Genomic DNA, 14,572 nt, shown 5'->3' with positions numbered 1-14,572 from the left:
CTTAAAACCGCAGCAGCGCCACCCGTCGGCATGCTTGACGGGGCCAAGGGTCGCATCGGTGCGGTGGCTTTCCAGCTGGGAAAATGCGTTTATTCGAAAGCGTTCCGCCGCTGTTGGTCCAGCGCCAAATAAAATCCCAAAAACAGCACAGCCATTTTCTTCTCTGACACACCTGTCGGAGCTGGCACAGTCCCGTCAGCGCGAGCCGACGCAGACGTGCCGCTCAGGGTCTTAAGCGGTCGGCTGTCCGCAGCGGCGCGACGCTAGCGCGCCGCAAGTTCCGGCCGCGCCCTGAGCGGTGCGGCTGGGGCGGGAATTCGACGCGCTGCGGGTCGCCTTTTCTTTGGGTACTTTCTTTTTTGGCGAAGCAAAAGAAAGTACCTCGACGGCGGGGCGAGACCCGCGAAGTTGATTTTGCTTTGAGTTTTGTTGGCTTTAAGGTGGTGAGCACCGAAGCAAGTATCCGCTCACACGGATGATGTTTTGCATTGCCGCTTCCGCGCGGCAGACGGGAAGGAGAGCTTGCCTGGCCAAGCCCTCCTTCACCTCCAAGGCCACCCCAGCAAGCATGGCCTGCGGCTGCCCTCCGGGACCTGACACTGCTGCGGCACGGCTGGAACTCGCGATTGGCTAAGGTCCAATCGCTCAGACAGCCAGCCGCTTAAAACCGCAGCAGCATCACCCGTCGGCATGCTTGACGGGGCCAAGGGGCGCGTTGGTGCGGTGGAAAATCAAGCAATGTGGGTGGCTTCGTGTGCCGAATCAAAACTACTGAATGTGAAAATTCTGCTTTCGACCGATTGAAGACTGTCGAGCTTGCAGAAAGCTGTCATTCAAAATTTGAAGTGAAGCGAGTTGGTCTGCCCTGCGAGACAGACGATTCTCTATTGCTCTGACACTCTTTGCAGCCACGCCTGATATTCCGGGGTGGCATCAGTCGACTGAGCGTCCATATGTGCTTGAAGCTCGTCCGACATGCCGAATATCTTCCACACCAGTGGTGCCAGTCGTGTTGCGTGGCTGTTCGACCTCTCGGCTTCACGAAGCAACTGCATGCTGCGTTCCTTGTACTCGGGAAGTACGTCGGATTTGTAATCGAGCGCTTTGCCCAGCCCGGAAAAATACATCAGCTTTGGTATTTCTACCGTAGGCCAATGAAGCGCCATATTGAGCGGCCATTCGAGCATGGCGCGCTCGCCCCACAAGCCGGACTTGGGCACGTGCTTGTTAGCTAGCAGCGTCAGCATGAATGCCTGTCCAAGCTCGGTCAGATAAACCAGCATAACCTCGGCGTTGGGGTGTTGATAGAAGGTATCCAGTGCTTGCTCACGCTTGAGGCCGATACGGGTCAACAGACGCTTCTCCAGTTTAAGTACCATGGCCCCGAGTTCTGCCTGAGTCGCCTTGCCGCTTTCGCTGGCTTGTTTAGCGCGGGTACTGCAGTCCCAGAGACTCAGGGAAATCTGCCATTGAATGGCATCACCCTCACCGGAACTGCCAATTTCCCCGGTTACGAAATACTTCATCTCGGGCGGCACGAAGTCGAAGAGTGCATTACCATCGTTTTCACCTCCCGATACAACCGGCCCGCCCCCTTCAACGATCATGATGTAGCAGCTAGTCGCATAGTCGCTCCAGTAATGTACAGCCTCAGCTAGATAAAGCGGGATGGCCCGAGAGAGGCGGCCAAGATCGTCTTCGCGTTGAGATTCGACGCGTTCGCTGCCATCCATGATTTTTGAAAGTGCGAAGAATCCAACTTTCGGCGCATTTTCAGGCTTCTGCGCGAAGAGCCAGTCCGCATTGCGCAGGCCGTAGTGCCATATTGGCTGACTCAGGGCAAGGGTGGTGACTTTCAGATTATCCGGATCAACCGGCATGCTTTGTGCAGCCTGCTCGCGCATTTCTTGAAAGGCTTGTGCGAATTGGTCGAGGTACTGCTTGAAAGGCACCAAGCCCAGCGCATACATACGGGAGAGTAGAGCATCACCTTCATCCACCTTGCCGAGCTCAAGGCAGGCTTTCAGCAGGTTGAGACCTGCCATTGGGTCGTGTTTGTGTTCGTCGTAGATTGGGCCGATCAGCTCCAAAATCAGCGGAATCTGCCCGTTATTACCCAAGTCGCCAGAGATCATCATCAGCGAGCTGCCATCATACAGGCCATCTGTCAGTACTTGGACGTATAGTGCACGGGCTGCTTGGGTCTCCTCGCGTTCTAGATGATGGCGGGCCAACCATAGCTTCGCGCGCCAACTACCGGGCAGCGCTGCGACACTATGTAGCGCCTGCAAATAACCAGCTTCGCCACCGCGCTCTCGCTGGACAGAGGCCCACCAGAGCAGGCCATTTTCCAAATTCGGATCGGTTTTTAGCGCTTGCCAGAGGATTTCATCTGCTCGGGTCTGATTGCCACGTTCGGCAAATACCTTGGCCAGATTTGTCAGCAGAGTAGCAGTTTCGCCAGCTTTGGTTATTCCTGTGCGTAACACGTCTTCTGCTTCGTTTAACAGGCCGTTTTTCATTAACACGATGCCGCGGATCGTGTAGCTGCGCTCGGGGATGTCGTCAATCTCCAGCAAACGTTCAGTTGCCGGCAGCAGGTCTACCGCGAAACCATCATTAAGACCAGAGATGATCAGGTTATAAATTTCACCTGCTTCATTCCATTTCAATTGCAGGTTCGGCAGGAAGACTTTGTCGCGCCACTCGCTGCGCGTGATATTGATTTCACGACCGTAGGCGTCATAGACCGTAATGGGTTCGTTATTAGCCTCAGGAGCGGGGGTAACAGATGCCACCTGAGATGAGGGAGATTTTTTGCCGCTCAAGGCGGAGAGGATGCGTTTGAACATGGATTGTTTGTGAAGATATGACCGCGAACAAGAAGTAAATATCGCCATTTAAGAGCATTCGCTTAATGCAGCTCATAAATTTCTGGTCTGTGCAAAATCGATCAATAGCCGCTTCTGGCCGACACCCGTCACACTAACACAATGGCATTAACATATCCCTAGCCTAAATCAGCACCCCATCTACACCGCACTTCGCTACCGCAAGCACCGCACCAACGCGCCCACTGGGCCCCATCAAGCATGCCGATGGGTGGCCGGGGCGAGGTTTTAAGCGCCTGCAATGTCTGAGCGATTTGACGTTAGCAAATCGCGAGTTCAGGCGCGCCTCGCACCGGTCGGGCCCTGTCGGGTAGCCGCAGGCCATGCTTGTGGGGTGGCCTTGGAGGTGAATGAGGGCTTGGCCAGGCAAGCCCTCATTCCCGTCCGCCGCGCGGAAGCGGCATCCAAATCACCATCCGCATTAGCGGATACAACCTGTTTTACTGTGATGGTGAAGATGACAGGAATGACCGGACAGTGAGTCAGCACCGAAGCGGGCTCCCCCTGCTCCACAACCGCCCGATGCATGATTCAAATACGTCACCGTCCCACCGCTCAATCAAGCTCACGTAAAGTAGTCAATTACCATAGAATACTTTGATGATGCTGTGGTTTCTCACGTCCTCACGCTGCAGAGGAAGAACGGGGAGATAATGTGACCGACAATGTATCCGAAGCCGCCTTGCGGCATGGCCTGGCGGCTGGTGAATTCTGGCCCGCCTTCCAGCCCCAGTTGAATCTGGTCAACGGACACGTTTGTGGCTTCGAGGTGCTGGCGCGCTGGGACTCACCGCAATATGGACGCGTCTCCCCTGCCATTTTCATTCCGCTGGCCGAGCGCAGCGGCATGTTGCATGCCCTGCTGCTGCAACTGATGGGCGAAGCCTGCCGCGTGGCGGCAAGCTGGCCGGGTCAGTTCTCGCTGGCATTCAACCTGGCACCCAGCCAGTTTTTGTTACCGACACTGGTGAGCGACCTGCTTAACACCGTGGGTAGCAGTGGTTTTCCCTTGTCACGGGTGGTGATTGAAATCACCGAAAGCGAGCTGTTCCACGATAACGCCTCGGTGCAGCAGGTGCTGGATGACCTCAAACGACACGGCATGGCGCTGTCGCTGGACGATTTTGGCACCGGCTATTCCAGTCTGACCCGGCTGAATTCACTACCGTTTGATGAACTGAAGATTGATGCCAGTTTCGTGGCGGCCTTAAGCAGCGATACGCAATCGCTGCGGATCGTGACTGCCGTGCTGGGGCTTGGCCAAAGCCTGGGGCTCACCGTGGTGGCCGAAGGCGTGGAAAGCACGGAACAGGCCGCCGTACTGCGCAAACTGGGTTGCGATGCCGGACAGGGCTTTCTGTGGTCCCCTGCGGTGCCAGCGGCACAAGCCTTGCAGTTGTTGCAGCAATGGGGCGTGGAGCCAACCCAGACCACGCTGGACCTGTCGCCCTTCCAGCGCCTGCACCAGCTGGAAGCGCTGTACCAAGATTCCCCGGTTGGTTTGTGCTTCATCGATTGCCAGATGCGCATTGTCAGTGCCAACCAGCTGCTGGCCCACTATCTGGGTGTGGAGCTGGACTACATTCTGCGCAAGCCGGCCAGCCAGATATTCGGCCATGAAATGACCCCCAACCTGATGGCGGTGCTGGTGCGGGTGATGGCGGGTGAAGTCTGTGAAACCACCGAGTACCGCCATCAACCCAGCGGTACGACTTTCCTGATTGCCCATCAGCGCATTGTCGATGCCCAGCAACTTCCGCTGGGTGTGTCCTTGGTATTGGTGGACATTACCAGCCGTGTAGAGGCAGAGAGCCAGTTGCGGCAAAGCGAAACCCACTTCCGGACAGTGCTGGAGCTGGGCCCCAATGTCACCTGGCGCGCCAATTGCGACGGGCTGGTTGACTATATGGGTGAATTCGTCGATTGCCCGGCAGATGCCAGTTATCAGGAACGTCACGCTTGCTGGCTGGCGCGGATGGATCCGGATGACCGGGTGCGTGTACGCGAAACCTGGCTGAAGCACCTGCCCAGCAAGCAGCCGTTTTTGATTGAATTCCGCATTTTGTGGCCGGATGGCAGCTGGCGCTGGATGCGCAGCCGTGCCTTTCCATCACTGAACGGACAAGGCGAGGTGCTGGCCTGGTACGGCATCATTTCCGATGTCACGACCGAGCATGAATTGACACTGCGCGTGGTGGCGCTGGAACAGCAGCTGCACAAACTTCAGTCCAGCGCCTCTTGCTAGCGCAGCGGGATAAGGCTTTTTCCACCTGAAAGACAAGCACGGCGATTGCCGGGCCCAGATGCAAGGACCTTGTTATCCGGTTGATGGCGCTTGGCAGCCAGCAACACGGTGGAGAACTGGCGAAGCATTGCAGCCATATGCAGACAAAAAAAGGGCCTGGGCAAATTGCCCAGGCCTGGCTTGATGCACGATTAAAGCCGCAGATTGCAACGGGACAGACTCACTCGCAAACCCGGCGCCACCGGGTATGCCCCTACCACTATGCAAACACCGTGCCAGCTTTTTTCGGGATAAATCGTCAGTAAAACCAGACAATTTTTGCTGCGCCGCACCAATAGCACGCCCTTCATGCACCGATTTCAGGATTTCCTGCACAACGCTGTTGCATGAGTACGCTATGATTAGCGCATGAACACGCCTGCCAATACCAGTAAACCGGCCCCGCCGCCCGAGCCCGAGCTGCGCGCCCCGGAAAGCGAGAATACCCTCGCCACCCTGGCCATGCCGCTGGGGGAATCCGTGCTTACCCTGACCGCAGGCTCGGCACCGGTCTATGGCATCCTGCATCGCAGCCGTGCCATGACAAGTCAATCAGATTTCTTCCGACTGCAATTTCGTGGTTTTGCCAGGATAGAAGGCAGCCAGTGGCAGCATTATGCCAATGACGATGCCCGCTTCCACGTTGCCTACAACTGCGCCTGGGTGCGGGTGGACCACCCCAGCCGTTCGGTTACCTTCGGCCCCAAAAACGGCATCAACTGCACCGAGGCTTTTCAGAACCTCGGGCTGGATACCTTTTTGTTTGCCCAGACCATCACCTGGGTCAAGGGCGCCTACCCGGACTACGCCATCAGCCCTGGCCTGATTGCCATTACCGGTAATGCCAGCGAAGAAGAAAAGCTGCGGCGCAACGCCTTTTACGCCAGCCAGGGTTTCCAGTTTGACTGGCAGGATGCAGCGCAACGCACCGGCCTGTTTTTCAAGGACAAGATCAACCGCTTGCTGGGCGTGTGGGACAAGGACCATATCCAGGAGGTGGGCGGCGAAGCCATGCTGCAATCGCTGGCCATGCAGGACGAGTCGCGCGTGGCGCTGGAGGACAAGGTCAATCGGCTGGAGGCTGCGCACAGCAGTATGAAGTCGGCCCTGCAGAAGGAACGCAATACCTCGCAAATCCTGATGGGCGTGCTGATCATCGGGGTGATGCTGGCCTTGTGGGCGGTGATTTAAATAGTCATTGCTTGAAATTCCTGTCGGTTTTTAAAGATGAATCCTATAAAAGACAGGAGCATGCCTTATGTCAAAGTACGCCATACAGCAGGCGAGGTAGCATGCCGCAAAGCTGAAAAACATACCGTGGTGCAAACCAGATCACACAGCGCATGACAGCAAGGCATCAGGACAGGGTGACGTTTACCTGTCGGTTCTTGCAGTACCTGCCAGATGGATAAAACAAGATTCTGGTTGCCTGCGGATACTGCGGGCGGGAGAGAGATGAAACAAGAGAAACGGGGCGTTACCCGGCTGTTTGAGCACGGGCTTGGCGTGCTGAACCTGGAATGGATGATTCCATTGTTCAGCCTGTTCCTGATTGCCATGATCTGGAGCGCGGTGTTGTGGCAGGTGAATACCGACAAGGTACGCAGCCAGCGCGAAATGCAGCGCCAGAGCGAAAACCTGGTCCGGGTGTTCGAGGAACACATTTCGCGCACCATCCGCGCGGTGGACCAGTCGGTACTTTTCCTGAAGTACGAGTACGAGTCCGAAGGCAACAAGATGGACCTGCCGCACTACATCAAGCAGGGCATCATCCAGAGCCAGTTGTTTGTGCAGATTGCCATCATCGGCCCGGACGGCATGCTGGAAATGTCCAGCGTGCCCAACTTCAAGCGGGTTGACCTGAGTGACCGGGAACACTTCAAGGTGCATATCGGCCAGGACAATGGCCAGCTGTTCATCAGCAAGCCGGTCAAGGGCCGTGCTTCCAAGAAATGGTCCTTGCAATTCACCCGCCGCATCAACAAGCCGGATGGCAGCTTTGGCGGTGTGGTGGTGGTATCGGTCGACCCCTTCTACTTCACCAGCTTCTACAAGGACCTCCACCTGGGCAAGACCGGGGTGGTGACCCTGGTAGGCCAGGACGGCATTGTCCGGGCCCGTACCAGCGCAGGCAGCTCCGGCATCGGCATGGACATCCACACCAGCGGGCTGTTCAGGCAATGGCCGGGCAAGGACCACGGCCAGTACCAGCAGTTGAGCAGCATCGACCAGATTCAGCGCACCGTAAGCTTCCGTGCGGTGGAAGGCTATCCGCTTGCCGTATTGATGGGAGTGGGCGAAAGCGAAGCCATGGCCGACTACTACGAACACCGCAACGCTTACTTCCTGGTGGCCAGTGTAGTCAGCCTGCTGATTTGTGCCGCCGGTTTCGTGATGTACCAGATGGCGGTACGGCTGAAAAACAGCAAGGCGCAAGCCGAATCGGCCAACCGCATGAAGTCGGAATTCCTGGCGCACATGTCGCACGAGTTGCGCACCCCGCTCAACGGCATTCTGGGCTGCTCGGAATTCCTGCAAGCCACCCTGAGTGACCCGGGGGATCTGGAAACCGCCAGCATGATCCACAAGAGTGGCCAGCATTTGCTGACGCTGGTGAACTCCATTCTGGACATGGCGCGCATCGAGGCCGGCCGCATGCCGATGGAAATGGTGGAGGTGGATCTGGCGCGGATGTTGCGTGACACGGTGGAGTTGTTCCGGCCCAAGGCGGAAGGCAAGGGTTTGCAGCTGGAATTTGACTACCAGCAGGCCGCTGGCTGCCCGGAACACTTCCGGCTGGATCAGACCAAACTGACGCAGGTGGTGAACAATCTGATGCACAATGCAGTGAAGTTTACCGAACAAGGCAGCATACAGGTGACGGCCAAGGTGAGCGCCCACCAGTTGCAGCTGGCTATCCGCGATACCGGCTGCGGTATTCCGGCGGACCAGCAACAACTGGTATTCGAGCAATTCCGTCAGGCAGAAGCCTTCCTCACCCGGGCGCAAAGCGGCTCCGGCCTGGGGCTGGCACTGGTGAAGGAGCTGGTGCGGCTGATGGAAGGCAAGGTCAGTTTCGAATCACAAGTCGGCGTGGGAACAGTATTTCACGTCAGCATTCCGCTGGAAGGGAAACAAGCATGAGCAAGCTGGACACCATTCTTGTCGTTGATGATGACGAAATCAATCGCAAGGTGGCAGGCCTGTTTCTGCAACGCATGGGCTGGAAGACCGATCAGGCCGCCAGCGCCTTCGAAGCACTGGAACATCTGCAGCAGCACGATTACCACTGTGTGATGCTGGACATCAGCATGCCGGGCATGAGCGGCATCGAACTGTGCCGCCAACTGCGTCAGGAGCCGCGCTGGCAAAACCTGCACCTGATTGCCTACACCGCACACGCCATGAGCGACGAGCAACAAACCATTCTGCAAGCGGGCTTCAACGCCATTGTCACCAAGCCGCTGACCCGCGACAGCCTGGTGGCGGCGCTGGACAGCATCAAGTGATGTTGTGCTGGCAAACACCCGCAGAATAACCATGACAACCCTTGCCTGATAAACCCAGGTGGAGCACCGCTGGCCGTGCAAGAACAAAACAGACAGCCCGATACCACAACACGCGCCGAAACCGGCCCGGCACCTGCACCGGCGGCAGGTTTCGACTTTCAGCAAGCCGCCTTGCAACAGCTGGAGCAACTGGGCGACCTGATACTCGCCTGCCGGCAGGACGGACAACTGCTGCACGCCAATCAAGCCTGGCTGGAAAGCCTGGGCTATTGCGCGTCGGAACTGGGCGCGCTCAACATCTACCCTTTGCTGGCCGAGGATAGCCGCACGGCATTCCGCACCCAGTGCCAACGCTTGCAAACAGGCCAGACACCACAAGCCATTGCGCTGGTGATGCACGACCGCATGGGCCAGGCACTGTCGATGCAGGCCTGCTTTTTTCCCTTGCCCGGTCATGGTGTGCAGGTGGTGTTGCGCGATCTGACCGCACAAAAGAAACAGGCACTGTGGCTGTCCACCCTGCTGGACAATATGGACGATGGCATCATCGCCATGGACACGGACGGGCTGCTGACCTACATGAACCAGCAGGCCGAACGCATCTTGCACTGGCAGCTGGAAGAGCTGCACGGCAAGAACGTGCACGAGCACATTCACCACCACCGTGCTGACGGTGCGCCACTGTCTGTGGAAGACTGCCCGATCTACGACGCAGTGCGCCAGAAAAGTACCTATCACTCCAGCGATGAAGTGTTCTTCCGCAAGGATGGCAGCATGGTGGCGGTGCGGGTGAGCAACACTCCCTTGCTGCTGGAAGGCCAGATGGTGGGCAGTGTCACCACCTTTGCCGATGTCAGCGCCCTGCGCCTGCGCGAACAGGAAATGCTGCAGGCCACGCGCGCAGCCGAAGCCGCCGCACGGGCCAAAAGCGAATTCCTGGCCACCATGAGCCATGAAATCCGCACGCCGCTCAACGGGGTAATCGGCATGATAGACCTGCTGATGGACACCCCGCTGGATGCCGAGCAATCCGACTTTGCCCGCACCATCAAGATGTCCGCCGACACCCTGCTGTCCATCATCAACGACATCCTGGACTTCTCCAAGATTGAAGCTGACGGGCTGGAAATCGAAACCATCGATTTCTCCCTGCGCCAGCTGCTGGAAGGCACGGTGGACATCCTGGCCAACAAGGCACATGGCAAGGGCCTGACCCTGGCCAGCTTTGCCACGCCGGAAGTACCGGACAGCCTGCAAGGCGACCCTACCCGCTTGCGCCAGATCCTGCTGAACCTGCTGTCCAATGCCATCAAGTTCACCGAACAGGGCATGGTGCTGGTTTCCGCCACCGTCGAAGGCAGCGATGACGACAAGCAGCTGCGGCTGTGCGTCAAGGACACCGGCATCGGCCTGTCCGATCAGGCCAGAAGCCGCTTGTTCCTGCCCTTCTCCCAGGCCGACAGCTCCACCACGCGCAAATACGGCGGCACCGGCCTTGGACTGGCCATCTGCAAACGGCTGGCCGAGGCCATGGGTGGCAGCATCGGGGTGGAAAGCACGCTGGGCCAAGGCTCGGAATTCTGGATCAGCATCCCGCTGCATGCCATCAAGGGTGACAGCTGCCTCTTGGCAGGCCCGCAGCTTGACCAGCACCTGGTGCTGCTGGCTGGCGACAATGCCTGTCAGCAATCCCCGTGGCATCACTATCTGGACAGCTGGGCCATACCGCACCACTGCGCCGACAGCCTGGCAAGTCTGCTGGAAACCCTGCGCCGACTGGATGCCGCCGGTAGCAAGCCCGATGTGCTGCTGCTGGTGGAACCCTTGCCGGATGCCACGCTGGAGCAGGCAGCACAAACCCTGGCGGTGGAAGGCATCCCGCTGGTGGTCTGCCTGCAAGGACAAGACAACCAGCGCAAGACCAGCCTGGCCCAGCAAGGCATTGCCGTGCTGCACAAGCCGATGAAGCAATCTGCGCTGCTGGATGCACTGACCATTCAATGGGCACCTGGCACCATCCGCCTGCACACCCCGGAAGTGAGCAACAGCCAGGTCACGCAGACTGCCAGCGCGCAGCGCCATCACCATTTGCTGCTGGCCGAAGACAACCCGGTGAACCAGCGCGTGGCCGCCAGCATGCTGCACAAGCTGGGCTATGGCGTGGATGTAGTGAGCGACGGAAACGAAGCGCTGGCCGCAATAGCACAGCGGCATTATGATGCCATCCTGATGGACTGCCAGATGCCGGGGATGGATGGCTACGCCACCACGCGACAACTGCGCCGACAGGAAAGCGAGTCGGCACAAGGTGGGCACCTGCCGGTGATCGCCATGACCGCCAATGCCATGGAAGGCGATCGGGAACTGTGTCTGGCCGCCGGCATGGACGACTATCTGGCCAAGCCCATCGAATACGCCAGACTGAAAACCCTGCTGGAACACTGGCTGCCCCAACAGGCTGGCCCAGCCACCGCAACGGCCACCACAGTAAATACACCGCGTGGCCAGGTACAAGGCAGCCTGACCGTGCAGCGCCTGACCGAGTTTCTGGGCGACGACCCGGCAGGCATTGCCGAAATGCTGGATATCTTCCGTGACTCGCTGCAACGCTGGCGCGAGCGCCTGCGGCTGGACATGCGTCATGGCGGACAGGGACTGCGGCAACTGGCGCACGAGCTCAAGGGCAGTGCCGCCAATGTCGGGGCCGATGCCCTGGCCTCGCTGGCCGGTCAACTGCATGCCGCCGCGCTGGATGGCAAGCCGGATGCAATCCGGCACATTGCCGCACAGATTGAAACCGAAATGGAAGACCTGCTGGCCTTCATTGCCGCGTACGGAAAGGATGATTGATGTCCCACGTCATCGTGGTGGACGACAACGACACCAACCTCTTGCTGCTACGCCATATCCTGCAACGGCTAGAAGGCGTCACGGTGGACACCTTTGCCGACCCGCAACTGGCACTGGCCTGGTGTGCCGAGCAGGAACCGGACCTGGTCTTGCTGGACTACATGATGCCGGAGATGGACGGGCTGGAATTCATGCGCCGCTTCTTTGCCCTGCCGCAACGGCAGGATGTGCCGGTAGTCATGGTTACCGCCGATACCGAACGCGATGTACGTCACCTGGCCTTGCAACAGGGCGCGCGGGATTTCCTCACCAAACCGGTGGACAAGGTGGAACTGACGGTACGGGTGCGCAACCTGCTGGCACTGCGCAAAAGCAGCCAGCAACTGGCCAACCGTGCGGCCTGGCTGATGGAAGAAGTCAAACTGGCCACGGCGGAAATCCGTGCCCGGGAGAAAGAAGCCATCCTGCGCCTGTCGCGCGCAGCGGAATACCGCGACCCGGAAACCGGCGCCCACCTGTTGCGCATGTCGGCCTATACCCGGCTGATTGCCCGCCAGCTGGGCCTGTCCCAGTCCGAACAGGAAATGCTGCAGGAAGCCGCCCCCATGCACGATATCGGCAAGGTGGGCATTCCGGATGCCATCCTGCTAAAACCCGGCAGGCTGACCGAAGCTGAAATGGCCATCATGCGCCAGCATCCGCTGTTCGGGCATGAAATTCTCAATGGCTCCGTCTCCCCCTTGCTACAATGCGCCGCCGTAGTGGCACTGAGCCATCACGAAAAATACGATGGCAGCGGCTATCCGCATGGCCTGCGCGGCGAGGACATTCCCTTATGGGGCCGTATCGTGGCGGTGGCGGATGTGTTTGACGCCCTCACCTCCTCACGCCCCTACAAACCAGCCTGGCCACTGGAAAAAGCCAGGCACTACCTTGAAAGCAACAAGGGCAGTCATTTCGACCCGGCCTGTGTCGAAGCGCTGTTTGCCCTGTGGCCCGAAGTCATGAACATCCGCCAGCAATACGCCGACGAACAAGAGCTGTTCAGCACGCCGCAAACGCCACCCGGAGCGCCGTATGCTTGAGGCCAGCAAGTTCAACGAACTGAAAATCAGCGGTAATCTGCCCTCGCCCAAGGGCACGGTATTGAAAATCATGGAGTTGAGCGAGCACAACAATGTGCCGCTGCCCGAGCTGATTGCCGTGCTGAATACCGACCCGGTGATGATTGGCCGCCTGCTCAAGCTGGCCAACTCCGCCTCCTTCGTACGCAGCCGCCCGGCGGTGGCGCTGACGCCGGATGTGCTGATGTCCATCGGCCTGAATGCGGTACGCCAGATTGCCCTCACCTTTGCCCTGGTGGCGGAACACCACCGTGGCGAATGCCAGCAATTCGACTACAACCTGCACTGGTCGCGTGCGCTAGCCTGTGGTGCCGCCATGCAGCTATTGGGTCAGCAGTTGCGCATTGCGCCGCCAGGCGAGCTGTTTACCATCGGCATCCTGTCCTCCATTGGCCAGCTGGCCATGGCCACCTTGCATCCGGTCGAGTATGGCGCGCTGATCCAGGCACAGGGCAACCCTTATGCACGGGGGATGACACGCCAGGAAGAAAGCCGCTTCGGCTACCACCATCTGGACATTGCCGGCGCCCTGCTGCGCGACTGGGGCCTGCCGGCCATGTTCTGCGATGCAGTACGCCAGCATGAAGACCTGCCGCCGGTGGATGTGGCGGAACACTCACGTGCCGGCAGGCTGGCACTGTGCCTGCATCTGGCCAGCCGTCTGGCCGATGTCTGCCTGCTGGAAGGGCAGGCCCGGGCACATGGCTATGAAGAACTGAAAAAGCAGGCCTGCCGGCTGGAAGTCGACCCGACGCATTTTCCACGGCTGTGCGACGAGGTGGTGCAGGAATGGCGCGACTGGAGCGCCCAGCTGTCCATCAGCACGCCAAGGCAGGAGTCCTTCTCGCTGCTGGAACGCCGCCAGCCTGCACCAGTTGAGCCCGCGGGTGCGGAAGAAGAACTGCCACCGCTGCATATCCTGGTGGTGGAGGATGAAGCCAGCCAGCGCATGATGCTGCAGCGGCTGCTGCAGATCCTCGGCCATCAGGTGGATGTTGCCGCCAACGGTCAGGAAGCATTCGAGCTGGTGCAAAAACAGCCGCCGCAACTGGTGATTACCGACCTCGCCATGCCGGAAATGGATGGCATGGAGCTGATCCGCCGCCTGCGCGCCCTGCCAGACGGACGGCAGCTGTACATCATCGTGCTGACCATTCTGGATGACGAGGACAATCTGGCAGCCGTGTTCAGCAGCGGCGCGGACGACTTCATCAGCAAGCCGATACCGCCGCGCATCCTGCAAGCGCGGCTCAAGGCCGGGCAGCGCATCATTCTGGAGCAGCAAAACCTGCGCCAGGAACAGGCCCGCCTGCGCCGTCATCTGGAAGAGCTGTCCATCGATAACCGGCTGGCACAGGAAGCCGCCCAGACCGATGGTCTCACCGGCCTGTACAACCGTCACTATGCCATGCGCTATCTGCCGCAAATCTGGGAAGAAGCGCGGCTGGCGCAACAGCCCTTGTCGGCACTGATGCTGGACATCGACCACTTCAAGGTGGTGAACGATGAACACGGCCACGATGTGGGCGATAACATCCTGCAGCAATTTGCCGGCATCCTGCGGCTGTTCTGCCGTCGTACCGACATCATCTGCCGCTTTGGCGGTGAGGAATTCCTCATCATCCTGCCCGATACCCGGCTGCCTACCGCCATCCAGGTGGCCGAGCGCATCCGCGCCACGCTGGCCAGCCGCAATCTGGTGACGGCCGGGCTGTCGCTGTCGCTGACGGTGAGCATCGGCGTGGCGGAAAACCAGGCACAGCACAAGTCGGTGGAAGCGCTGATCAAGAGTGCAGACCAGGCGCTGTACCGCGCCAAGCGCACCGGCCGCAACCGGGTGGAAGCGGCCCCCTGACACCACGCGGTACATGACAAGGGCCAGCTGCCGTCACGGCGCTGGCCCTTGTCCTTTTA

General features: G+C 59.1%; 8 protein-coding genes. 7 read left to right on the top strand and 1 reads right to left on the bottom strand.

All coding sequences use genetic code 11. The annotated features are described in order from the left end of the window. Nucleotides 1–884: 884 nt before the first annotated feature. Complete coding sequence (locus DKK66_RS13490; protein WP_131358945.1) at nucleotides 885–2,852, bottom strand: lipopolysaccharide assembly protein LapB; 1,968 nt, start codon at nucleotides 2,850–2,852, stop codon at nucleotides 885–887. A gap of 694 nt (nucleotides 2,853–3,546) precedes the next feature. Between DKK66_RS13490 and DKK66_RS13485 the strand changes: the two genes are divergently transcribed. The 7 genes from DKK66_RS13485 (at nucleotide 3,547) to DKK66_RS13455 (ending at nucleotide 14,513) form a co-directional block, all read left to right on the top strand. Next, nucleotides 3,547–5,136, top strand: coding sequence for an EAL domain-containing protein (locus DKK66_RS13485; RefSeq protein ID WP_207389783.1), 1,590 nt, complete (start codon nucleotides 3,547–3,549; stop codon nucleotides 5,134–5,136). A gap of 408 nt (nucleotides 5,137–5,544) precedes the next feature. Next, complete coding sequence (locus tag DKK66_RS13480; protein WP_131358942.1) at nucleotides 5,545–6,366, top strand: hypothetical protein; 822 nt, start codon at nucleotides 5,545–5,547, stop codon at nucleotides 6,364–6,366. Nucleotides 6,367–6,630: 264 nt separating this feature from the next. After that, complete coding sequence (locus tag DKK66_RS13475) at nucleotides 6,631–8,319, top strand: ATP-binding protein (protein ID WP_165494176.1); 1,689 nt, start codon at nucleotides 6,631–6,633, stop codon at nucleotides 8,317–8,319. Then, a complete protein-coding gene (locus tag DKK66_RS13470) occupies nucleotides 8,316–8,684 on the top strand; it encodes a response regulator (protein ID WP_062790120.1) in 369 nt (122 codons plus the stop codon). Before DKK66_RS13475 ends, DKK66_RS13470 begins: the two co-directional genes overlap by 4 nt. Nucleotides 8,685–8,759: 75 nt before the next feature. Beyond that, on the top strand, nucleotides 8,760–11,534 hold the full coding sequence (locus DKK66_RS13465) for a PAS domain-containing hybrid sensor histidine kinase/response regulator (protein ID WP_131358935.1): 2,775 nt from the start codon (nucleotides 8,760–8,762) through the stop codon (nucleotides 11,532–11,534). After that, nucleotides 11,534–12,619, top strand: coding sequence for an HD domain-containing phosphohydrolase (locus DKK66_RS13460; protein WP_131358932.1), 1,086 nt, complete (start codon nucleotides 11,534–11,536; stop codon nucleotides 12,617–12,619). Before DKK66_RS13465 ends, DKK66_RS13460 begins: the two co-directional genes overlap by 1 nt. Further along, nucleotides 12,612–14,513, top strand: coding sequence for a diguanylate cyclase (locus DKK66_RS13455; RefSeq protein ID WP_131358929.1), 1,902 nt, complete (start codon nucleotides 12,612–12,614; stop codon nucleotides 14,511–14,513). The genes DKK66_RS13460 and DKK66_RS13455 overlap by 8 nt, the downstream gene beginning before the upstream one ends. Nucleotides 14,514–14,572: the final 59 nt, after the last annotated feature.

The sequence above is a fragment of the Aquitalea sp. USM4 genome (genome assembly GCF_004328945.1).
Taxonomy (GTDB): Bacteria; Pseudomonadota; Gammaproteobacteria; order Burkholderiales; family Chromobacteriaceae; genus Aquitalea; species Aquitalea pelogenes.
This window is presented reverse-complemented; position numbering and strand designations above follow the sequence as displayed.

Coding starts and splice junctions, on each gene's coding strand:
- DKK66_RS13490 (WP_131358945.1), bottom strand. CDS start 2,852: ATGTTCAAACGCATCCTCTCCGCCTTGAGCGGCAAAAAATCTCCCTCA.
- DKK66_RS13480 (WP_131358942.1), top strand. CDS start 5,545: ATGAACACGCCTGCCAATACCAGTAAACCGGCCCCGCCGCCCGAGCCC.
- DKK66_RS13475 (WP_165494176.1), top strand. CDS start 6,631: ATGAAACAAGAGAAACGGGGCGTTACCCGGCTGTTTGAGCACGGGCTT.
- DKK66_RS13470 (WP_062790120.1), top strand. CDS start 8,316: ATGAGCAAGCTGGACACCATTCTTGTCGTTGATGATGACGAAATCAAT.
- DKK66_RS13460 (WP_131358932.1), top strand. CDS start 11,534: ATGTCCCACGTCATCGTGGTGGACGACAACGACACCAACCTCTTGCTG.
- DKK66_RS13455 (WP_131358929.1), top strand. CDS start 12,612: ATGCTTGAGGCCAGCAAGTTCAACGAACTGAAAATCAGCGGTAATCTG.